Source organism: Acinetobacter sp. ANC 3882, from assembly GCF_022549545.1.
GTDB lineage: Bacteria > Pseudomonadota > Gammaproteobacteria > Pseudomonadales > Moraxellaceae > Acinetobacter.
In genome coordinates, this window is record NZ_JAKZGB010000003.1 from 177578 (window position 1) to 200621 (window position 23044).

The window sequence follows — 23044 nt, forward strand, 5'->3', positions numbered from 1 at the left end:
GCGTAAGCAATCGCTGAGAAGTTAAAAGATTTATGAACAAAATTTTAGTTTTTATTTTTGCGATAAGCAGTGTGGGGATCAGCTCGGCAGCATCTGTTGAGCAGTATGCAAATTCGGTTGAGAAAATTCGTGGTGCGTATGCGCAGGATATCCGTGGTTTTTTGCGCAGTTTAAATCCTCAAACTTCACAATTTACGCCTGAGCAGCAAGCAAAATATTGTCAGATTAATCAGCGCTATATTCAGGACATGTCAGATGCGATTGAGCAAAACCGCTCATCATTACCGCAACAGTATGCAAGTATGACCAAGCAAGATTTAATTAAACAGGTGGCAGAATCGAAAGAAATGCAAATGCTTGCAAAATATAATGTTCAGTGTGATTTTAAATAACAGAATACTTTGGGTTCATTGTTGAAATGAATCCAATTCTTTAATAAAGCGAAATATAGAAAGGATAGTTAAGCGGCTTAGCTTAATTTTGCTTTGATTTTAGCAGATACTTGTGCAGGATCGGCACGCCCGGCTATGATCGGACGTAGAGAATTCATCACCTTACCCATATCTTTCATGCTAGTAGCTTCTTGAGCAGCAATCGTTTGCTCAATGATGGAATCAAGTTCTTCCTCAGTCATAGCGGCTGGTAGAAATTGAGAAATAACCTCAACTTCGGCTTGTTCCTTACTAGCTAAATCATCTCGACCAGCGCCAGAAAAGGCCTTGATCGATTCTTTACGTTGTTTAATTTGCTTTTCAATGACCGCAAGAACCTGAGCATCGTCAAGCTCAATGCGTTCATCGACTTCGATTTGCTTAATTGCTGCCTGTACACCACGAAGAACCGTTACTGTTGCCATATCTTTGGCACGCATTGAGTTTTTTAATACGTCAGTAATCTGGTTTTTTAAAGTATTCATAGTATTTTCAGCAGTCAATCACAAATTAATTAGTAAAGGCGAGTAGTACGTACAGATTCGCGAGTCAATTTCTTTTGATAACGCTTAACTGCAGCAGCTTTTTTACGCTTACGTTCTTGAGTTGGTTTCTCATAGAATTCGCGCTTACGAACGTCAGCTAAAACACCAGCTTTTTCGCATGAACGTTTGAAACGACGGATAGCTACGTCTACTGGTTCGCCTTCTTTCAACTTAACTTGTGGCATGTAAAATCCTCTAAGATGATGGATATGATCTAACGCACTATTGCACTAGATCGCAAGTGAAGGTCAGTATTTTACTCATTTACAACTCAGATCACAAGTCTATAATAGCTCCGATATTATTTTTGATCGTTGTAAAGGCAGTTTAATGATTGTTTTGGGCTTAGAAACTTCGTGTGATGAAACTGGGTTAGCACTCTATGATAGCGAACTCGGCTTACGTGGACAGGTTCTATATAGCCAAATCAAACTGCATGCTGAATATGGTGGTGTGGTACCAGAGTTGGCTTCACGTGACCATGTTCGAAAAATGATTCCCCTGATGAATCAACTGCTTGAGCAAAGTGGTGTAACAAAACAAGCGATTGATGCAGTTGCTTATACCCGAGGCCCAGGCTTAATGGGTGCATTAATGACAGGTGCATTATTTGGTCGTACCTTGGCATTCGCATTGAATAAACCTGCAATTGGTGTGCATCATATGGAAGGTCATATGCTTGCACCATTACTTTCGGAAACTCCACCGGAATTTCCGTTTGTGGCATTATTGGTTTCTGGTGGGCATAGCCAATTAATGGCAGCTTACGGTATTGGTCAATATGAATTACTGGGTGAGTCGATTGATGATGCTGCGGGTGAGGCCTTTGATAAAGTCGCAAAAATGATGAAATTGCCTTATCCAGGTGGTCCAAATATTGCGAAGTTGGCCTTACAGGGCGATGCGCAAGCTTTTGAATTTCCACGTCCGATGTTACATCAAGGCTTAACCTTTTCATTTAGTGGTTTGAAAACTGCTGTTTCAGTACAGTTGAAAAAATTGGGTGAAGAAAATCGAGATGCAGATGTAGCCGCGTCTTTCCAAGAAGCGATCGTGGATACCTTAGTTAAAAAATCCGTGAAAGCTTTAAAGCAAACAGGTTTAAAACGTTTAGTGATCGCCGGTGGTGTGAGTGCCAATTTGCGATTACGTGAACAATTAGAAACCTCATTGGCAAAGATTAAGGCGCAAGTTTATTACGCTGAACCTGCTTTATGTACCGATAATGGTGCCATGATTGCTTTTGCTGGATATCAGCGTTTAAAAGCAGGGCAACAGGATGGTTTGGCTGTGACGACCACACCGAGATGGCCGATGACAGAGTTAAACCCAACCTAAGATGTACCCGTAATTTTGTTTGGATGCTGTGTGTAAACTTACCACAAATCCTCATTATTATTTTATTTAAAAATCAGATTATTTATTTTTATGCAGGGTGGTGGTGACGGTTTGTAGTCAACGCTATCTTGTTAAATTATCAGATAAATTATTTATTTTGATGAGCTAAAACTCATCGTGGAGTATAGACGTTGAAAATTTCTTATATTTTTACATGTGGCCGATTAGAGTCTTTATTTAAGATTCTCTGCCTCACTCAACAAGGTGAGAAAAAGGTCGAGTCAAAAGAAAAGGTCGTTGAACAATATAGAAAAGATATCGCTTTAGGGCGCCCATTTGAAGAAACTGAACTCTATCAAGTGATCGAAAAAAGTGAAGAAAAAATAGTCGTTAATCGCTTGAGTAATATTCTTCGAGAAAAACCCACTCAGCAGAAGAGTAGCTTTGATGCAGACGAATATAAGACAGGTGCATGGTCTGAGTTTAACGATTATAAACTGGCAGTTCGATTCTCAAATGCGAAAACCGAGTTAAGTGAAAAGCACTTTGCGAAAACTGGTGAATACATGACTAGTCGTGGTATCGCAAAATTGACTGGTTTTAATCCAAGCAATATTAAGAATATGTTGCAGCATAAAAGAAGTGTAGTGAAAAAAATGCTCGCGACATTAGAGAAGTTAGCAAAAGAGTATTGATTTAAATTTGATTATCGATGCAGAGAAAACTTTTCTGCATCGATAGGCAGATTTATGCAGAATCCCCAATATTAAATAAAATGGTTTACACACATTTTGATTTTTTTAAGTGCTAAATTCGTACACCCATAATGAATACATTTCTCTGCTGAAAATCCGTCGTGGCTAAGAACTGCCAGAAATTGTTTGACTGCTTTAATTTCATTGTCAGATAGAACATGATCTTTAGTATCTAACTTAATACCGAATATTGGGTATGGGTTCTCTGTGGGCGAGCACTCAAAATACCACCATTGCTGACATACTGAACATTGATAGGACGTAATAGAATAATCAAAATTAGGTATGACTTCATCTGTAGGGATTTCTTCTTTGAAGTATTCTGGAAAGCTATAACTTGCTTGATAATCAAAACTGAAAAGATCAGTAAAATCATCAGGACATGCAAAAAAAGATTTTACCTTTTGGCATTCACACATATTCAAGACTCTTACAAATCGGTTAATTATTTTTAGATAACACCGCCAGACAAACAAAAATCAACGCCATACCAACCCAACCAATCGGGGCCAATTGTTCTCCAACCAACAAGACGGCAAACAATGCTGCAACCAATGGTTCAAATAACGTGAGTGTCGTTGCGGTACTGGCTGAAATGGTTTTTAACGCATAACCAAATAATAGATAACCGAGAAACATCGGGATCAGCATCATATAGCCAACCACATACAAATTCACAGGTTCATCAAACAGATTCGCGCCCGTAAAAAATAGGGTCGGTAATAAAATTAAAGCACCGAAGCCAAAAATTAAGCCCATGGATGCTTTTGAGTCGACCCCACGATCAATCATCTTTTTGGCCGCCCAAGAATATAAAGAATAGGTGAGTGCAGCGATCAATCCAAGCATAATCCCTATGCTTTTCTGGTCAGTTGCAATGTTCTGGCTAGCGCTTTCAGAATGTGATTCACCAATCGATAACAGCAAGACCCCGGCTACGCCAAAAATGAAACTGATAAACCATTTTCCAGAGAGTGCTTTTTTATCAAAGAACTTTTCAAGTAATGCGGTAAATAAAGGGGCTGAACCAATTGAAACAACAGTGCCAATCGTGATTCCTGCCATACGCATCGACGAGTAAAAGGCCAGTGGATAAATAGCAACAGAGACCATCCCAATCAACAGTAAAGGATAGTAAGAGCGAATTTGAGGTAAATGACTGCGGATATTTTTATGGGCCAATAAGGCTTGTAATAATCCGCCACCACCCATGGCAATGGCGCCAATGGCTAAAGGGCTAAGATTGGGTGCATAAGAGGCGGCAGTACCCGTGGTTCCCCATAAAATAGAGGCGACTAAAACAGCGATAAAACCAGAATGTGAACTCAGGTTGAAGGACGTAGTACTCACTTTACAACCTCTTGTTCTAATAGGCTTTGAACCATGTGCTTTGCAGCAAAGACTTTGTCACTGGAGCTTTCTAAACCTGCACGGGCAATAGATCCTTCCAAAATAAAAGAAAGCAGCAGTGCCAGTTCTTTTGCGCGCTTGGGATCCTCAGTTAATTGACTCAAATGCTCAGCTAGAATGGCTTCAATTTCATCTTTATGATTTTTGACAGCTAAACGCTCAGGACTGTGTGCAGGAAATTCTGCTGCGGCATTGAGTAGACCACAGCCACGGAAACCTTTTTCATAAGCGAATTCAGCATGATCTTGGTAGGCATCGAAAACAGCCAAAATACCGTCAATGGGTGTTTGGATTTGAGCTTTTCTCTTGTGATATAAATCCAGCCATTCTTGATGGCGTGCTTCGATATAACAGGTAATCAGATCTGATTTGGTGGCGAAGTTATTGTAGAGAGACATTTTTGCCACGTTGGCTTTCTCTGTAATCGTATTGATTCCTGTATTGCTGATGCCATCGTTATAAAACAAGGTTGATGCTGCATCCAGGATTTTTTGTTTTGCTGATTTAGTGCTCATAGTAAAATTATATTATGTATACCGACCTACCTATTTTTATTGAAAAGTAAATTATTTGCAAGGGAAAATTGGGAACTTTACTGAATTTTGATGAGAAAGATGGCATCGCTTAAAGCGCTGAAATTGCATTTTAAGCGATAGAAGAATTATTCAATATTTTTCTTACTGTGGATAAAAGCCAATCCATACACAGGCCATTTCTTTTCTGATTTTAGATTGTTGACCAACCATGCAACTAGTACCAAAGCAATTGAACCTAAAAGCACGGGGAAAAATAAGAAACTCCAGTGGTATTGAATGGTATTGGCCGTTAATAAAATGACCAATGGGTTTGCGCCAGCAGGTGGGTGGACACAACGTAAAAGTTGCATGGCCGCAATTGCGCAGCCGACAGAGAGTGCAATGCTGAGTGCCGATATGCCAAAAAGTTTAAGAAACAATAAACCGATAAATGCCGAGACAAAATGCCCCAAAATTACATTGCGAGGTTGCGCTAGAGGCGATTGTGATACCGCATATAAGATGACACAGGTTGCACCGAAAGGAGCCATGATAAATAGATTGTTGGTGAGCTTACTGAGCAGGATTAAGATCAAGATACTTAATGTACCGCCAATTAAACTTCTTATAATATCAATGGATTGAGGTAAGGGGGCAAGATGTTCTCTACCGTTGAATAAAGATAACATGGTGATCTCACTACAGGGTTGCTTTATCGCGATAATAGAACTAAAATTATAAATAGTACAGATCTGTACTATTCTAAATGAGTAAATTTTTATGTCAAAGTCAGCCAATAAAATTTTGCATACAGCAGAAAAATTATTTTATGAAAATAGTTTTGTTGGCGTGGGTGTTGATCTTATTCGGGATGAATCAGGTTGCTCAAAAACCACCATGTACACCTATTTTAAAAATAAAAATCAATTGGTGAAGTCAGTTTTGGAAGCGCGGGATGAAAAGTTTAGAAACAGCTTGCTGGATTATGTCGCTGATGAAACGGGAAGGACTGCACTGAATCGGTTGATCGATTGGCATTTACTGTGGTTTCAAGAGGATAACTTTAAGGGATGTTTATTTGTCAGAGCAGTGGCAGAGTCACATTTGGGTGATCAAGAGATCATCGCGGTGTCAAAAGAGCATAAAGTCTGGATTAGAAATTTGATCACAGAATATCTACAATCTTATCCCAATGCAGAGATATTGGTTGAAGTGACTTATACGCTGATAGAAGGGCTGATCAGTCGCTTTCTGGTCGAAGGTTATGATGTAAAAGTGGCAGCCGAGATTAAGGATTCAATTAATCAAATCATTGATCATTTAAATCCTCTCAAGAAGTAGAGGGCATAAGTATTTTTAGATAGATTAGCCTTTGATATTTCAGCAAAGGCCAATCACGTTGTTCATTTAATCTTTAAAGGCATTTTGATTTTCGACATCTACATATTCGATATAGCCACGACCTTGGGTTGGCTGATTCAGATATTCGCCTGTAAAGGTATAGGCACTGGCATAGCCAATACCGTGTCCATAACGAAATGGACTGTCGATTTCCGCAGTGATATCTAAAATTTTCTGATCCGCATCATCTTTGACCGACCAAGAGAACAACTGTGGTAAGCGCATTTTCTTGCCGCTTGGTGAAACATAATCCTCAACTTGATGCGCAATCACCTTGAACTCAACCTTGGTATAGACCTCAGCCGGTTTGTCGGTATGACGAACATGTAAAGTATACGCTGCTGCTTGACCCAAAATATCAGCTTTGGTGAGCAATAATTGGGTGCTCTCGGTTAAGTTGATAATTTGGTAGGTAAAGAAATCGAGCGGTAATTTATAAGGCTCTGGGAGTAGTTTTTTAACGACACCATGTGCACCAGTTGCTCGGGCATATTCGTAAGTACATAAACCTTCAGCTGGAGTAATTTGGCCTTGATATTCAAGCTGACCTTTGAAGTTTGCCAATAAACTAAAATGATCATAAATCGGTGTTTTAATAAACCATGAGATTTGATCAGTGACATCTAAATCAAATTCAAAGCTGAGTCCATGATAAACACCTTTGAGGTGAATATTTGGTAGAGTTCCTTGAATTGAGACTTCTTCACCTAGCTCAATGATTGTTCCATTGTCTTGAATATTGGTCTGTTCTGGAATGAGATACGCTTTTAATAGATGCTCATCTACTGCCGCAGTACTGGAGAAAAAAGTTGCAGTCTTTCTTGGGTCGCCTAAGGTAATATCATCATGATCAAATGCAAGTGCTCCTGGGGTACCCAGTAAAATCATAATATTTAAATAACGATGTGGCTCGGGAAGCAGCGGAAAGAAGATTCCATAATGCGTCCAAGTATAAAAATTCCCATCCGTGCGTGGGCGGATGATGTCTGGATCTGAAAATGGTGTTGTTGAATATTGTACTGCTTTATCGAGCGTACCTTGTGCCAATAACAGGCTTTTACCCAAGATTTTGCTGGTCAGGGAAGTCGGTGGCAATTGTTTCTTCATTTTGTTTCCTAAACTCGATCCATGTTGAAAAGTAGATTATGAGAAACAATTGCCTGTGCTAAGCGGAAATAAGGACAAAGCTACAGCTTTTCAGGACATTTATACGGGAGCTTTGTTCGACAATTTTTCTAAGGTCTGTGAGCCGATCCAGTGTTTTGAAAACTGGTAGGCAGCCCGTCCAGAACGTTGACCACGTGCTTGGCACCACTTTAAACTTTCACCACGAACCAGATCGTTATATTCCAAGTCCGCTTTTACAATGTAATGCTCTACGATTTGTAAATACAACTGTTGATCCATTGGATAGAAGGATAGCCACATCCCAAAACGGTCGGAAAGTGAAATTTTTTCCTCGATCGCTTCCTGTGGATGCAGTTCCGTATATTGCGGGACATCCACCTTTCGCACAGGTGTATTTTCGTGCATAAACTCAGGCAGTAAATGGCGACGGTTACTGGTGGCATAAATAATGAAATTACTTGAGCCAGATTGCAGTGAACCATCCAGCACACTTTTCAGACTGCGATAATTTTCATCTTCAGCATTAAAGGCTAGATCATCACAATAAACAATGAATTTTTCAGGACGATTTTCAATCAGTTTTTGAATTTTAGGTAAATCAGAGAGATCGTCGCGCTCAATTTCAATCAAGCGTAAGCCTTGAGCTGAATATTCAGTGAGTAGGGCACGAACAATCGACGATTTTCCAGTACCGCGAGAGCCTGTCAGTAAGACGTCATTGGCTGGTAAGCCATTCAGAAATTGTAAGGTATTTTTGATAATTTTGTCTTTTTGGCGTTCGATGCCTTTTAAATCTTCCAGATACATCTTCTTGGGTTGTTGTATCGCGACCAATTGTTGGTTTTCCCAACGAAAGGCGACTGCTGAAAAATCAGTCGGTTGTTTCGGTGCAGGGAGAACTTGCTGGAGCTGTGTTAAAACACTGGATAACGATTGGATAATAGATTCGGGTAAATCAAGGATAGCCATAAATACAAACCAAACTCAATGATGAATAGGGATACTATCACTGCTATTACGGAAATAAAGAAAATATCATCAGAAATATCGAAATATATCGATTTACCCCTTGATTGTTGTGGCTGCTTTTTGCATTGTATAGGTGCAAGAATATAAAAAATATGCTGAAAATCGGGATTGCGAATGTTCACTAGAGTTCAAGAGAAAAAGAATACATATCAGACACATAGGGTTGATGTGTTACAAGAACACTTACGACATGCGAACTCTTATGATGAATGGAAAGAAATCGCACTAAAACTGGACGAAGAATCTGGTCATGAAGCATGGAAATATGACAATGAATCGTCTTATTATGATGCAGAAATTTTATCTAAACGTTATAACTTATTAAAAAAATATCGAATGCAGCATCGAACACTAGATCTGATCTATGTGTTAAGAGAAGGCCTGTCTTATGACTTTGCCAATATTGGGCATCCGATGTTATTTACACAGACCTATATTGGAACTAAAAAAATTATCGAAAACTATGTTGAGGAAATGAGTGACTGTCTACGCTATTTAGCCTCAAGTGAATGTATTACGTTTCAGCTTAAAGAAAAAATCCAATTTTTTGAAGAATGCCAAAAAGCTTATGGGCAACCCGCACTCATGTTTTCAGGTGGAGCGACTTTAGGTCTATTTCATACAGGAGTCTGCAAAGCACTGATCGAACAGGATTTAATGCCACAAGTGTTATCAGGTTCTAGTGCAGGGGCGATTATGACAGGGATGCTTGGTGTCTCACCGCCTGAGAAAGTACCTGAATTGCTGAAAGGGGAATACTTTTTTAGTGATGCATTTAAATTTAGGAAGGTTACAGAACTGATTCGGGGACGTGGCGGTGTTGCTGATGTGATGTATTTGAAAAAGTTCCTGATGCAGAATCTTGGCGACGTCACATTTGCAGAAGCCTATAAGCAATCCAAACGACATATTAATATTGTTGTCGCACCTTATAACACTGCACAAAATCCAAGGATTATGAATGCACTAACTGCACCGAATGTTCTGGTGTGGAGTGCAGTATTAGCATCGTGTGCTGTACCTGTGTTATTTCCGCCTGTGCATTTGACCAGTAAGCGCTATGATGGTCAGCATACGCCATATCTCGCCAATACCAAATGGGTGGATGGCAGTATGCGTAGTGACTTTCCGCAGGAGAAAATGGCGCGTTTATATAATATTAATTACACCATTGCCAGTCAGGTCAATCCGCATATCGTGCCGTTTATGCAGAGTGATAGCAATCGCTTCCGACGTGATGTACTGAGTTGGCCTGAACGTATTATTCGTCATCAAGGTAAAACTATTGCCATGGATGTGATGGATTTAACCCGCAATTATATGGGCAGTTTTTTCCCGATTCGCCGTATGCTTGATCATGGTTATGGTATTTTGGGGCAACGCTACTATGGTGATGTAAATATCATTGCCAAATATGGTCTCCGGCACTATAGCTACATGCTAAAAAATCCACGACCAAAACTGTTCAAAATTCTGCAACAAGAAGGCGAGCGGGCAACATGGCCTAAAATCGCCTCGATTGAAATCCATGCACGGATTGGTAAAACCATTGAGCATTGTTTAACATCATTGCGAAAGCAGGAAGAAAAGCAGCAGAATGAGTTTTACTACGTGGATCTTTGATCCCAAAATTCCATTTGAAAATTTAAGTCTCTCCACCAAAACGCAGAGTTATGCATCTGGGCGACGTATATATACCTTCCAAGCCAATCAGCAAGCTTATTGGCTGAAATTCCATCAGGCAAACAGTCAGCATATTTTAGCAAAGGCTTTTCAGCGTGAACTCAACTTTTACCAGTTACATGAACATATGCAACAACCCTTTCTGTTGCCGTATCAAATTATTCAATTCAGTGATGTTGTGAATCAGTTGGATGCAACGGAGGGCGGTGTAGGGCTGTTAACCTCCAATTCAGATGCTTTTTTTACGGCTTTGACAGATGATAATGAGATTGAAAGCATTCAGCAGAAAATTCTTGCTGCTTTAGACACACTTGATGCTTTACACCAATTGGGGTGGATTCATGGTGATTTGAAGACAGAACATTTCCGTTTTTATGAAGGCTCATGTCGGCTGATTGATTTTGAGCAATGTTTTAGGATTGGGTTTCCCATTCAGACTTTAGATGCAACACCACATTACATGGCACCAGAGCTTTTTCAGGGGACAGGAAAAACGATTCAAAGTGATTTATATGCTTTGGGTATTATTTTGTATGAATGGTTGACTCAATTAACCTTAAAGGCAGGCAGTTATCATGATTGGGCTGTTTTACATTGCCAGCAATTGCAAATTCAGCTTCCATCGACACTGCAATGCTTTTTTCCTTTGCTTAAAGGCTTGTTGGAAAAGCATGTTGAACAGCGTTTTAGCTCAGTTTCGGCTGCAAAAGCAGCTCTAAATGTCAAAGATTTGCTTGAAAATAAAAATAAATAGTTGATTTGAATATTATATGTTCATTTGATTGGTTTTTTTAGTAGAAACACTTGTCAGAATGAATGTTTCTCACTAATATGCATACCCATCGGGGGCGTGGCGAAATTGGTAGACGCACTGGATTTAGGTTCCAGCGCCGCAAGGTGTAAGAGTTCGAGTCTCTTCGCCCCCACCATATTTAAAAAGCAAGAGTATCTTGCTTTTTTTATGATTAAACAAAATAGAGTTTAATCATGTGGTTATAGAGGATTGGTGTAATGGTAGCATGACGGTCTCCAAAACCGTTCGTCAAGGTTCGAGTCCTTGATCCTCTGCCAAATTCAAAGGAACTTTATATAAAGTTCCTTTTTTTACGTCTGTTGTTTCTATCTGTATATTAAAAAAGCATTAGCTTTCAGATGCATGGTTTTTTTATAAAAAGGACTTGTCAGTAGAAAGGTTTATCACTAATATACACATCCATCGGGGGCGTGGCGAAATTGGTAGACGCACTGGATTTAGGTTCCAGCGCCGCAAGGTGTAAGAGTTCGAGTCTCTTCGCCCCCACCATATTTAAGAAAGTAAGTATTTCTTATTTTCTTATGATTGAGTCAGATATGATTTAATCATGCAGTTTAGAGGATTGGTGTAATGGTAGCATGACGGTCTCCAAAACCGTTCGTCAAGGTTCGAGTCCTTGATCCTCTGCCAAATCAATAAAAAGCCCTTGTGAAAACAAGGGCTTTTTTATTGTCTAATCTATTTTGAGTGTGGGTTTTTTTTATATCTTTCATAGGTGGGTATTTCTTAGGGTTCAGATAGATTTCTCTACAGAAGAGAAGTGTCTACTGAAGCCTATCGTAGTCTGTTTTCAAGTTATATTTATTTATCTTTTCAAAGAACAATGATCTGAATATGCTTTTGAGTAAATTCCAAAAACAATTCGCTCAATAGTTCTCATATTGTCACTGTCAATCAATAAAATGCTAAAAAACAGTGCATTTTTTGCATAATTTTAAATTTTTTGTGCCAATTAGTTTTTGAATAATAGAGTAATCAACATTGTTGTTGATCATTTTAGCTTATTCAAATTTGATTTCAGCTTGATGAAAGAAGTCACAAAAGACTTAGATAAATAAAGCCAGCTCAGCCATGAATGGATTGTCGCTAGGGAAAATGAATAATTAAGGAATAACAAATGTTTGTAATGTGTATGGTTCAACATAGAAAAAGTGAGTTAGACAGTCTTACCCAGCAAAGCAATACACGGAGTCAATGCTGCATTGATTGTGATTCAAAATAAGGGAGAAGCCATATGATGATCATCCGTTATATTGAACAGAAAGATATCCATGATTTGTACCAACTGGCGCAAAAAGCGGGTTTTGGCTTAACCTCTTTACAGCCAGATATGGAAATATTGGCTGCGCGTATTGATCGTGCTGTGAAAACCGTTGAAGGTCAATTGGATAAAGCGGAGCAGGGCTACTTATTTGTATTGGAAGACACTGAAATCAATAAAGTTGTTGGCGTTTGTGGAATTGAGGTCGCACTGGGATTAAAAGAACCTTGGTATAACTTTCATGTGGGTACGCAAGTGCATTCCTCAGAGCCTTTGAATGTTTATAAGTCTTTGCCAACCTTATATCTGAGTAATAACCATACCAATTGCAGTGAACTTTGTACTTTATTTTTAGATCCAGATTATCGTTTAAATAAGAATGGAAAGTTTCTCTCCAAAGTTCGACTGTTGTTTCTATCCGCATTTCGCCAATATTTTGAAGAAACCATTGTGGCAGAAATGCGAGGTTTCTCCGACGAGAATGGACATTCACCATTTTGGGATGCAGTTGGACATAAATTTTTTGATATGGAGTTTAGTAAAGCGGATTATTTAAGTGGTACCGGCAAGAAAGCCTTTATTGCGGAACTGATGCCCCGACATCCACTTTATGTCGATATGTTGCCAGACGATGCCAAAGCCGTAATTGGTGCTGTACATCCGAATACGGTGCCTGCCTACAATCTTTTAATTGAAGAGGGGCTGCGCTATAAGAACTATGTCGATATCTTTGATGGTGGAGCTACCTTACAGGCTGATATTGAAAATCTGCGAGCAATCAAGGACAGTCATGTTGTCAGTGTAAAAGTTGAGTCGGCTGAACAGATCACTTTAGATGATGAGCCTTATATTGTTGCCAATGATGACTATGCAAATTATCGAGCCATCTTGGTTTATAGCCAGCCCGATCAGCATGTAGTGAAGTTGACTCAAGCGCAAGCTCATCGATTACACCTGAAGGATGGTGAATCAGCCCGAATACTGAATATCAACATTAAAGGCAATAAAAAGAATAAATAAATGCTTTATAGCTATTTAAGCAATATTCGGTAAATCAAGCTTATGGGGTTCATATGGCATTTTAATCGCAGTATGAACCCGCTTGGCGTTAAAAATACGGATATCGTTACAATATAAAATAATGATTGCTTAAAATATAAACTTATTTGAGGGTGCTATTAGATCACTCACTGGTGATTAATTGTACGTATATGCCGAGTATTATACTCAACAGAGAAAAGAATAGGATATGATTCCTACGCCTAAAATAATGTTAATGAATAGTTAAGGGAAAATAATGAGTCTTAGGAGTGCTTAGATAAAAAGTGGATTGAGTATATTGATGAACGAGATAGTTTGGATAACAAATTAATTTGATAATAATTCTATGTAACAAATGGATTTCTATATTAAAGGCAGTTTGAAAATATTTATTTTTATTAAGCATTGATAACGGTTGTTGTAAGCTGGAGTAAGGATTACATGAGTCAGAATAAAGGAACGCAAACTCTGGATGAAGATTTGCAAGAAAGTCCGCAAGATGAAGAAAAATTACAACGCTCTTTGACCAATCGTCATATCCAAATGATTGCGATTGGTGGTGCAATTGGTACAGGACTCTTTATGGGTTCTGGTAAAACCTTAAGTATTTCAGGTACCTCAATTGTTTTAACTTATTTAATTATTGGTTTTTTCTTTTTCTTCGTCATGCGGGCAATGGGTGAATTACTGCTGGCGAATACTAACTTTAAAACCTTTGCTGATTTTGCAACAGCCTATATTGGCCCTTGGGCTGGCTTTTTCCTCGGCTGGTCATATTGGTGTAACTGGATTATTACCGCAATTGCAGATGTGATTGTCATTGGGGGATATATGCAATTTTGGTATCCCGATATTCCAGTCTGGATCCCAGCATTTACCTCTCTTGCTATTTTGACCATCCTGAATTTTGTTGCGGTTCGAATGTTTGGAGAGCTCGAATTCTGGTTTTCTTTGATTAAAATTTCTGCCATTATTTTATTTATTCTGGCTGGGATTTATTTAATTAGTACAGGCTTTACTTCTCCTAGTGGCGTCAAAGCATCTATGAGCCATGTATTTGAAACGCAGTCCATGTTCCCATATGGTATTACAGGATTTTTGGCGGGTTTCCAGATCGCTATTTTTGCTTTTGTTGGGATAGAGTTAGTGGGAACAACCGCAGCTGAAACCAAAGATCCACATAAATCACTGCCTAAAGCCATTAATTCAATTCCATTGCGGATTCTACTATTTTATGTGGGCGCATTGATTTGCATCATTGCAGTAACCTCTTGGGCAAAAATTTCGCCAGAAAAAAGCCCCTTTGTTGAGATGTTTACTTTAATTGGTTTACCGATTGCTGCTGGATTGGTTAATTTTGTTGTTGCAACGTCTGCATTATCTTCTGCAAATAGCGGCATCTTCGCGACTAGTCGCATGCTATACGGTTTGGCATTGGATAATGATGCACCCAAAAGCTTTAGTAAATTATCGAAAAAGAAAGTGCCAATTCGAGGTCTGATTTTCTCTATGACCTGCGTCACCATTGGAACCTCTATTCTATTTATTGTGCCGAATGTAATGACGGCTTTTACCATTATTTCAGCACTGACATCTATTTTATGTGTTTTTACTTTTATGCTGATTATTCTTTCCTATATTGGCTATCGTAAAAAATTTCCAGAGTTGCATCAACAGTCTAAGTTTAAAATGCCAGGTGGATTATTTATGGCTTGGTCGACCATGTTATTCTTAATTTTTACCATCGTTATTTTGGCTTTAGATCATGATACCTTGATTGCATTAGGACTTTCACCAGTTTGGTTCATTGGTTTATTGATTGCGTATCGCTATAAAAAGAAAAAAATGCTGCAACTTGATCTGTTAAAAACCAGTAGGGTGGATTATGTTTAAGTTGAATTGATCAACTGCTACATCCCAACGTATTTTTAAATAAAGCAAAGCTTCGGCTTTGCTTTTTTAGATTATTTTTAGAATTGGATGATTTGAGTACTGTTTTATATCTATGAATATAAAAGTATTATTTAAAGCCAAGAAATTTGGGTGACGAAAAATGTCATAAACAGACCATACTGTATAGACAGAAGCGTATTGCTATCGGTAAAATGCCCTAAATTTAAGCAAAAAAATTTATAAAAATGTTGAACAACATCTATCAAGCGTTAGAGAGTCTCGGCCTTACAGCACAAAAACGTGCCATTCATATTCAATTTTCGAATCAAAATTTAAATACTCAGGTTTTCCTGCAACGCATTGATGGTCAGCATCAACTCAATGCAGGTGTTAAAGCAGAATTAATTTGCTTGTCGACCAATGCTGCCATTCCATTAAAACAATTCATTGGTAGTCAAGTTGCAATTGATACGGTGACCGATCAAGGTCAATTAACTCGTGTCACAGGCATCATTACTCAAGCCCTACAAGGACAATCGGACGGTAGCCTAACTTTATATAAGCTGACTTTAGAAGATCCAACTGCACTGTGGAAACAACGCCGTAACAGCCGCGTGTTTATGAACAAGAGCGTGCGTGATGTCGTGGAAATCATCTTCAAGGAATGGCAGAGCAAAAGTCCGTTATTTGCATCCAGCTTAACGCTTGATTTAAGCGGACTCAGCCAAGACTACGATATCCGCCCCTTTATCATGCAATCCAATGAAAGCGATTATGACTTTCTCACCCGCTTGATGCGTAGCGAAGGCATTAATTGGCTCATCGACGAAGCAGCGCACACAGTTCCACTCAGCAGTGCAGCCATCCAATCCCAAAAACTACGTTTGCTTGACGACAATAGCCAATACCAAGCCTTAGACCGTCGACAGATTCGCTACCACCGCAGCAGTGCCACCGAACAATACGACAGCATGACCAGCTTAATCGGACAACGCACACTACAGCCGAGTTCAGTCCATGTACAACGTTGGCAAGCCGATGCACTGGAACAAGAAGTAGGTGCAGGTAGCGTACAAAGCACGCACAAACACAGCGAGCAACATGACAATGCCAGTCTAGGCTTAGAACAGGCATGGCACTTTTCACCCGCCTGGATGCAAGACCTGAATGGTGAGGACGGTGCAACTCAATCTGGCAATGCCCAGATTGAAAAGCTCAATCAAAACTTAGGACAATACTACGACCTACAATCAAAACAGTTCATTGCCCATACCACAGTACGCGATACCCATGTCGGTTACTGGTTTGAACTGGCAGAACACCCTGAAATTGATCAACATGACGGGGCAGACAAAGAATTCCTGATCACAGGTAAAAACTTCTATAACCAAAACAACTTGCCCAAAGATCTAAACCAGCAGATTAATCAACTCTTGGCACAAAGCAATTGGCAGCCCACCCAATACGGCAATGCAGAAGAACGTCAAGCCAACCATTTGACACTGCAACGTCGTAATATCAAAACCGTACCTGAATATCACCCATTACAACATCGACCTGCAGCATCCCCACAACGCGCCAAAGTGGTTGGACCCAGTGGTGAAGAAATCCATGTGGATGAATGGGGCCGCATCAAAGTCCGTTTCCTGTTTACCCGCAATGACGATCATAGCCATGATGGTGGTGCAGGTAGTAATGACAATGACACTGACTCCGCTTGGGTCGATGTCCTGACGCCTTGGGCAGGTGAAGGCTATGGTGCACGCTTCTTACCGCGTATCGATGAAATCGTAGTGATTGACTTCTTTGATGGCAACATTGACCGACCGTTTGTGGTGGGCCGCATTCACGAAGCACAACGCAGCCCAAGCAAGTTCGACAATGCAGGCAAGCTCCCAGACACCAAGAAGCTGGCAGGGATCAAGTCCAAAGAATACCAAGGTGAAGGCTATAACCAACTGCGCTTTGATGACACTACAGGACAGATCAGTGCCCAGTTGCAAAGTAGCCATGCAGCGAGCCAACTGAATCTGGGTAAACTCAGCCATCCGAAAGCCACAGCCGAAAGTGAAGACCGTGGAGAAGGTTTTGAGCTTCGTACTGATCAATGGGGTGCAGTTCGTGCAGGCGAAGGATTACTACTTTCCACGCACAAACAAGATCAGGCCCAAGGCGAACACCTCGATGCACAAGTTGCCAAGCAACAGCTTGAGAGTAACCAAAGCAATGCCAAAGCTTTAAGTGAAGTTGCCAAGAATCAGCAAACAGATGAAGTTGAATCTTTAGTACAGTTAAAGGCATTTTTTGAGTCTATCGAATCTGATATAGCCAAATTTAATAAAGCTGTACTTTTACTGAATTCACCCGCTGGTATTGGCCTGAGCACCAATGAAGATATTCACCTATCCGCGGATGGACAGATCAATCAGTTTGCTGGCGACAGTATCAATTTGAGTACGCAGAAGAACCTGATTACACATGCTCAAAACCGAATCAGTGTGTTTGCCGCACAGAATGGTATTAAGCAAGTGGCTGCCAAAGGTAAGTTTGAAATGCATGCTCAGGGGGATGGCATGGATTTACTTGCCAAGCAAGGGATTCAGATTATCTCGACCGAAGATCGTATTGAGATTACTAGTCCGAAAGAGATTGTGATTACCGCAGGTGGTTCTCAGATTAAGCTGAATGGCTCAGGTATTTTCCCAACCACAGGTGGTAAGTTTGAGGTGAAGGCAGGGCAGCATTTGTTTATGGGCGGGGCGAAAGTTCCTATGGATATCCCTCTAATGCCAAATGAAATCAGGAAACAACTATTTCTACAATATCATGATCAAGAGCCTGTCCAAGGTGCTAACTTTACAATTAAGTATAACAATGGACAGCAATATTCAGGGATTGTTAATAATAAAGGCATCGCAGATATTACGGATGCTCCCGAAGGTGAAGGACGAATTATTTTTGGTGAAGATCAAAGACCGTATCAAGTTGTTGCGATAGCAGATGAAAACCCAGAATATAAATCGGCATGGGTGATTGATGATTTTGAAGCATCATATCAGCAAGCACTAAAGGAAAAGAATAAATGAATAGTGCAGAAAAGAAAATTGCCGTTATTGAAATTGGTAATGATATCTGGAATAGAGCAAAGAAAGCGGGAAATCAAATAGCCGATGGTGCAAAACAAGTTAAAGATGGTGTGGTGGATGGTGGGAAGTGGATTGGTGGGGCTTTACAAGGTGAGTTTAACGATAAAGCAACGGTAGGCCAGATCTTTACTGATGCTGCAATAAGTATGTTTCCTGTTGCTGGTGAAGTAACAGCGGCACGAGATTTAGTTGCAGTATTATTGAAGATGGCTGATGACAAGAAACAGGCTTCAGAAGTAATTAATTGGGTCAAAATCATTTTATGTTTATTGCCTATTATTCCGATTTTTGGCGGTATTTTAAAAGGCGTTGGTCGTCTCTTAATTACCGTGATGAAAGATGCAACTAAAGTTGCTGAGGTTGCCGCTGCGATACTCGCTTTTTTAAGAAAAATGGGCTATGGAAATTCAGTCGCGTTTATCCAAAAACTTAATTTTGCACAGTATCAAGCTAAAATTTTAGCTGAATTTAAGAATGGCCTTTCACGTATGAAAGGAGGCTTTACTTTTATTAACCAAAAAATGGGTAAAGCGTTACCTGAAAGCGTCAGAATATATGTAAATTCAATGGGACCAAAATTGGATGAGCTGGGACGTCTTGCGGACAAGATGATTCCTTCTGCTGTCAAAGAGTTAGATCAAGCCTTAAATAAAGTGCGTTCTGAAGTGATCCGTCAAATGAACGAAGCAGGGGCAAAGATTGGCGGTACTCAAACTAAAGCTATGACAACCGAAGCCCGTTTAAGTTCAACTGCTTCTAAAGTGATTGCAAGTAAGGGTCATACACCTGCACCTTTGAGTCATTATGATCATAAAAAGGGTTGGCCTGACTTGAGAAGCTTTAAAAAAGAAGATGAAATAACAAAGAAAATAATCTTTCCTGATATTCACTCTTTTAGTAGTAAAGCTCCTATTCAACCTAAGCTATTGAAAGCAGGTTCAAAAGTTCCATTGTTTCGGGTGGTGGAGCAAGTAAATCCTGGGAAATCTGGGGGTTATTGGGCAGAAAAAATGTCTGAAAATGGTAAGGCATGGCGGTTGGATTGTGCTGTAAAAGGTGCATGGAGTACTAATGGTGCATATGTGGTATTAGACCATGTACCTACTGTTGCTGAAATGAGAAAGCTAGGCATAACTGTACCTGACGATTGGGATGGTTTACGTGTCTGGCGTGGAAAGATTGCAGAACAGCTTGATAATGAAAATAGTTTAGAAAGAGGACATCAGGCCACTAATTTATTATTGCCAGGTGGTGATATTCAAATTTTTATTAATTTTAGAGATCCTCATCATATACCTGTAAAAGAATATATTGATAAAATGATTAAAGAAAAAGCGACAGGTTGGACAGATGCTAAAATTCCTGATGATGTGGAAACAATGGTTGAATATCTAGAAAAGCGTGAACGATCTGCAAAAATTGTACAGCAAAGTGAAAAACTGGGACAGGTGTTACGCTCAACTACTTCAACAGCACGTTCGGGTATTGAATATCAACAGCAGAAACAATCACAAACTGAGAAACATTAGTCTATGTTAAATCCTAATACGATGTCATCAATGCAAGAACAAGAAGCACGAAATAAAGCATTTTATTTAATTAAGAAGTACACGAGCTATATGTTTTTGGATTACGCTAGGAAACTGAATCAGCAATTTTTAGATGCATTTGAGAGGCAGTTAAGAAACCCTTCTTTAGAGTTTTTACAAAGTAAAGACATTGAATATTTTCAAAAGCAGCATGAAGGTCAATATATTTATTTTTTGGAGAGAATGGCAAGACAAGAACAAGGTTTATCATTACTAAAAAATAGTAAACATAAGTCAGAAGCATATGAATTATGTATTGCTGACTTTAAGGGAAGATTATTTGGTCGTTATGCTGATGAAATTGGGTTAGATAATGATCCATTTTATCAACTAATGGGATTAGGACATGAATATTCAGGTAATTTATTTTTAAAAAATGATCACTTTGGTTATATCAGGAATGTATTGATCGCTTCAGAAATGATATCCACCTTAATTATATCTATATCAGGAGATGATTCAAAATATTTTATTCCAGAAGAAGACAGATTATTTGAAAAATGGACATATGAAACGATTTTCTATAAGCCACTTTTAAATGGTCTACAATGGCCTTTACCTCGTCTTTACCCACAATCTATCATGGAATGTCCACCATTCAATGAAAATTCAATAGGTGAAATAGCCAATGGAGAGGAAATAATAATTACAGGTATATATGAACCTTGGTTGCCAATTACAGGAAAAGTAGGATGTCCTAACTATTTCTTGGAAGGTACTATAGCAACAGAGTATCAATTAGAAGGCACTGATGAGTGGGTTGATGTCAAATGGCGTTTAATCTGGGAAGATAAACGTTATTTAGATGGAACAATTCCAGAAGAAGAGAAGGCTTATATCTTTGATAGTGAGTATATTGGTATCAAAGGTATCCAGAACAATGCAGAGTCTATTGAAAAGTTGAGTATACGTGCAGGCCTAGTATGCCCAAAAACTGGTTATTGGTTTACGGTGGCGCAAGAAAATTCACGTCAATACTTTAGGCAAGGTGAAATTTTACCTGAGATCAAATCCGACTGGGGTGAAGTGTATTGGCTGTTTGATGGTGTGTAAGTGCTGAATAATAAAACTAATTTATCAGTAGAGATAGAAGAAGCGCGAGCTCGGGCATTTTATTTAATTAAGAAGTACACAAGTTATACTTTTTTAGATCAAGCACGTAACTTATATCAGCAATTTTTAGATGCGTTTGAAAGGCAGTTAAGAAATCCACCGAAAGAAGTGTTGCAACACCCATATGCTGAGTATTTACAAAAAAACATGAGAGTGAGTATGTTCATTATCTGAATAAAATAGTTGAGTTAGAGAATGGTTTGACACTACTTAGAACGACTAAACATAAAAGAGAAGCATATAATAGTTTTTGTAATGTCGATTTTACAGATTGGTTATTTGATCGATATGCTGATGAAAATATAATATATGAAGATCCATTCTATATCTTATTGGGTCTAGGTATTTCCAGATCAACTGATATTTTTGAACCAGTAAATTATAAGACTGATCCACTTGGGCGAAAAGTAGAACATACAGGTTCTATACGCTTACTATTAATTGCTTTAGCCTATCGTAATATTTGTATGCAGAGTTATTTAGCAGGTAAGGTAAGTGAGCCATTTGCATATATTGATAAGAATATAATACGAAAATCTCAAAAATGGTCTTATGAGACTATTTTTTTCTCTAAAGAATGGCCACCGTTAAGAATTTACCCTGAATCGATTCCAATGTGTCCACCTTTTAACCTAAATCCAATTGGGCAAATAGCTACAGGTGAAGAAGTAAAAGTTACGGGTATTTATGAACCTTGGTTGCCAATTACAGGAGAAGTGGGTTGTCCTAACTATTTCTTAGATGGCTCGAGAGCAACAGATTATCAACTAGAAGGCACTGATGATTGGGTAGATGTCAAATGGCGTTTAATTTGGGAAGATAAACGTTATTTAGATGGAACAATACCAGAGGAAGAGAAAGCTTATATTTTTGATATTGAGAATATTGGTATCAAAGGTATCCAGACCAATGCTGAGTCTATTGGAAATTTGAGTATACGTGCAGGTCAAGTATGCCCAAACACTGGGTACTGGTTTACGGTGGCTCAAGAAAATTCACGTCAATACTTTAAGCAAGGTGAAATCTTACCTGAGATTAAATCTGACTGGGGTGAAGTGTATTGGCAATTTGATGGTGAAGAATAACAAAAGTGCCCTTCGGGGCATTTAAAACTTTGAGATTTATATAATGTAAATGGTTGATTTAAATAAACTAGAGCTATTTCCGCAAGAGATCTATGCAATTGAGCAATTAGTTTCATATAACTATTACTATGAAACGGTAAAGTTATGGGAGGAGCTGATTCAATATGCTGAAGGATTATTAGACAAATATAGTGCTTATTTAGCACCAGACCATCGTGCCCAACATCCATCTCATCAAGCCGACTATGTGTGGGCAACCATCGTACTACCAAATTTTAAGGGAGTCCTCCATCATTTGATAGATGGTCTTGAAGATTTACAACATGGTTTTTTACCAATATTAAGAAGAATGAGTAGTATTAATAATGCGGCAATTGCACAGGGTAGAGATTATCCCTATGACTGGATGGAAAAAGTAGAAAAAGGAGCTGTCGAGAAATATGAAGCTAAAGAGAAGATAGTACTAATGCGAGCAACAAATATTTATATTGCTAGTGATTATACAGCTCAATGGGATTATAAAGATCTATTAGAAGATGAGTATGTTGTAGGTATAGATTTTCCAGAGCATTTGCCTAAATATCAGTTCAATACGAATATTATGGTTAAAACTGGCGAGCCGATCATGGTGACAGGGATTTATCGTTCAATTGAGCCATACTCTGCTTGTAATTTTATGATAAAAGAAGAAAAAATGTCTGCCAAGCATCCTGAAGACTGGAAATTAGCTCCTAAGGTTTTAAGCTTTGAAACTAATCCAGATCTTTTTACGACACCAGATACAATTGAGAATCCAATAAGAGTTGAAACTACATGGATACTGGTGGAAAAAGTAGTTGAGGATGGTGGCAGAATTTAGTTATTTAA

The 23044-nt window shown here is 38.9% G+C and carries 20 protein-coding genes, 4 tRNA genes and 1 pseudogene; 17 read left to right on the forward strand and 8 right to left on the reverse strand.

The window, feature by feature from the left end:
• The first annotated feature begins 32 nt into the window (after positions 1 to 32).
• Positions 33 to 392 carry a hypothetical protein gene (locus MMO42_RS08355; protein ID WP_005295574.1) on the forward strand — a complete coding sequence of 120 codons (360 nt, stop codon included), beginning with the start codon at positions 33 to 35 and terminating at the stop codon, positions 390 to 392.
• A gap of 77 nt (positions 393 to 469) precedes the next feature.
• Here MMO42_RS08355 and MMO42_RS08360 read toward each other — a convergent pair whose 3' ends face one another.
• Together MMO42_RS08360 and rpsU are read right to left on the reverse strand one after the other, a co-directional pair.
• A complete protein-coding gene (locus MMO42_RS08360) occupies positions 470 to 916 on the reverse strand; it encodes a GatB/YqeY domain-containing protein (RefSeq protein WP_005295570.1) in 447 nt (148 codons plus the stop codon).
• A 29-nt stretch (positions 917 to 945) separates the two neighbouring features.
• Positions 946 to 1161 (reverse strand): 30S ribosomal protein S21, encoded by a 216-nt coding sequence (rpsU, locus tag MMO42_RS08365; protein WP_004652785.1) that lies wholly within the window; start codon positions 1159 to 1161, stop codon positions 946 to 948.
• Between the two features lie 145 nt (positions 1162 to 1306).
• Here rpsU and tsaD point away from each other — a divergent pair, with 145 nt between their 5' ends.
• Positions 1307 to 2314: a tRNA (adenosine(37)-N6)-threonylcarbamoyltransferase complex transferase subunit TsaD gene (gene tsaD / locus MMO42_RS08370; protein WP_241320055.1), complete on the forward strand. Its 1008-nt coding sequence runs from the start codon at positions 1307 to 1309 to the stop codon at positions 2312 to 2314.
• A gap of 191 nt (positions 2315 to 2505) precedes the next feature.
• Complete coding sequence (locus MMO42_RS08375) at positions 2506 to 3009, forward strand: hypothetical protein (RefSeq protein ID WP_241320056.1); 504 nt, start codon at positions 2506 to 2508, stop codon at positions 3007 to 3009.
• A 71-nt stretch (positions 3010 to 3080) separates the two neighbouring features.
• On the opposite strand, the gene MMO42_RS08380 is transcribed toward MMO42_RS08375, so the two are convergent.
• From MMO42_RS08380 to MMO42_RS08395, 4 genes are all read right to left on the reverse strand, one after another.
• A complete protein-coding gene (locus tag MMO42_RS08380) occupies positions 3081 to 3488 on the reverse strand; it encodes a hypothetical protein (RefSeq protein ID WP_241320057.1) in 408 nt (135 codons plus the stop codon).
• Between the two features lie 22 nt (positions 3489 to 3510).
• Positions 3511 to 4419, reverse strand: a complete 909-nt coding sequence (locus tag MMO42_RS08385) for an EamA family transporter (protein ID WP_241320058.1) — start codon at positions 4417 to 4419, stop codon at positions 3511 to 3513.
• Entirely contained in the window at positions 4416 to 4994 is a 579-nt protein-coding gene (locus MMO42_RS08390) for a TetR/AcrR family transcriptional regulator (RefSeq protein WP_241320059.1), read from the reverse strand. The genes MMO42_RS08385 and MMO42_RS08390 overlap by 4 nt, the downstream gene beginning before the upstream one ends.
• Before the next feature lie 146 nt (positions 4995 to 5140).
• Complete coding sequence (locus tag MMO42_RS08395) at positions 5141 to 5683, reverse strand: HPP family protein (RefSeq protein ID WP_241320061.1); 543 nt, start codon at positions 5681 to 5683, stop codon at positions 5141 to 5143.
• Between the two features lie 91 nt (positions 5684 to 5774).
• Here MMO42_RS08395 and MMO42_RS08400 point away from each other — a divergent pair, with 91 nt between their 5' ends.
• The gene (locus tag MMO42_RS08400) at positions 5775 to 6335 is read left to right on the forward strand and encodes a TetR/AcrR family transcriptional regulator (protein ID WP_241320063.1); all 561 of its coding nucleotides are present in this window, start codon (positions 5775 to 5777) and stop codon (positions 6333 to 6335) included.
• Between the two features lie 66 nt (positions 6336 to 6401).
• Here MMO42_RS08400 and MMO42_RS08405 read toward each other — a convergent pair whose 3' ends face one another.
• Together MMO42_RS08405 and MMO42_RS08410 are read right to left on the reverse strand one after the other, a co-directional pair.
• Positions 6402 to 7502 (reverse strand): DUF6670 family protein, encoded by a 1101-nt coding sequence (locus MMO42_RS08405; RefSeq protein WP_241320065.1) that lies wholly within the window; start codon positions 7500 to 7502, stop codon positions 6402 to 6404.
• Positions 7503 to 7601: 99 nt separating this feature from the next.
• Positions 7602 to 8492: an ATP-binding protein gene (locus MMO42_RS08410; RefSeq protein WP_241320067.1), complete on the reverse strand. Its 891-nt coding sequence runs from the start codon at positions 8490 to 8492 to the stop codon at positions 7602 to 7604.
• Between the two features lie 174 nt (positions 8493 to 8666).
• Between MMO42_RS08410 and MMO42_RS08415 the strand changes: the two genes are divergently transcribed.
• From MMO42_RS08415 to MMO42_RS08480, 13 genes and pseudogenes are all read left to right on the forward strand, one after another.
• Complete coding sequence (locus MMO42_RS08415) at positions 8667 to 10175, forward strand: DUF3336 domain-containing protein (protein WP_241320069.1); 1509 nt, start codon at positions 8667 to 8669, stop codon at positions 10173 to 10175.
• Positions 10150 to 10989, forward strand: coding sequence for a protein kinase (locus tag MMO42_RS08420; RefSeq protein WP_241320072.1), 840 nt, complete (start codon positions 10150 to 10152; stop codon positions 10987 to 10989). The genes MMO42_RS08415 and MMO42_RS08420 overlap by 26 nt, the downstream gene beginning before the upstream one ends.
• A gap of 90 nt (positions 10990 to 11079) precedes the next feature.
• Positions 11080 to 11164, forward strand: a tRNA-Leu gene (locus MMO42_RS08425).
• Between the two features lie 68 nt (positions 11165 to 11232).
• Positions 11233 to 11306, forward strand: a tRNA-Trp gene (locus MMO42_RS08430).
• Between the two features lie 147 nt (positions 11307 to 11453).
• A tRNA-Leu gene (locus tag MMO42_RS08435) sits at positions 11454 to 11538 on the forward strand.
• A gap of 67 nt (positions 11539 to 11605) precedes the next feature.
• Positions 11606 to 11679 (forward strand) — tRNA-Trp (locus tag MMO42_RS08440).
• Positions 11680 to 12283: 604 nt separating this feature from the next.
• Positions 12284 to 13330 carry an arginine N-succinyltransferase gene (astA, locus tag MMO42_RS08445; protein ID WP_241320074.1) on the forward strand — a complete coding sequence of 349 codons (1047 nt, stop codon included), beginning with the start codon at positions 12284 to 12286 and terminating at the stop codon, positions 13328 to 13330.
• Between the two features lie 462 nt (positions 13331 to 13792).
• The gene (locus MMO42_RS08450) at positions 13793 to 15244 is read left to right on the forward strand and encodes an amino acid permease (protein WP_005295534.1); all 1452 of its coding nucleotides are present in this window, start codon (positions 13793 to 13795) and stop codon (positions 15242 to 15244) included.
• Positions 15245 to 15489: 245 nt separating this feature from the next.
• Complete coding sequence (locus tag MMO42_RS08455; protein ID WP_241320076.1) at positions 15490 to 18330, forward strand: type VI secretion system Vgr family protein; 2841 nt, start codon at positions 15490 to 15492, stop codon at positions 18328 to 18330.
• Complete coding sequence (locus tag MMO42_RS08460; RefSeq protein WP_241320078.1) at positions 18327 to 19919, forward strand: hypothetical protein; 1593 nt, start codon at positions 18327 to 18329, stop codon at positions 19917 to 19919. The genes MMO42_RS08455 and MMO42_RS08460 overlap by 4 nt, the downstream gene beginning before the upstream one ends.
• Positions 19920 to 19949: 30 nt before the next feature.
• Positions 19950 to 21032: an Imm72 family immunity protein gene (locus MMO42_RS08465; RefSeq protein ID WP_241320080.1), complete on the forward strand. Its 1083-nt coding sequence runs from the start codon at positions 19950 to 19952 to the stop codon at positions 21030 to 21032.
• Positions 21033 to 22177 (forward strand): annotated as a pseudogene (locus MMO42_RS18250) (Imm72 family immunity protein).
• Positions 22178 to 22226: 49 nt separating this feature from the next.
• Positions 22227 to 23036 carry a hypothetical protein gene (locus MMO42_RS08480; RefSeq protein WP_241320084.1) on the forward strand — a complete coding sequence of 270 codons (810 nt, stop codon included), beginning with the start codon at positions 22227 to 22229 and terminating at the stop codon, positions 23034 to 23036.
• Positions 23037 to 23044: the final 8 nt, after the last annotated feature.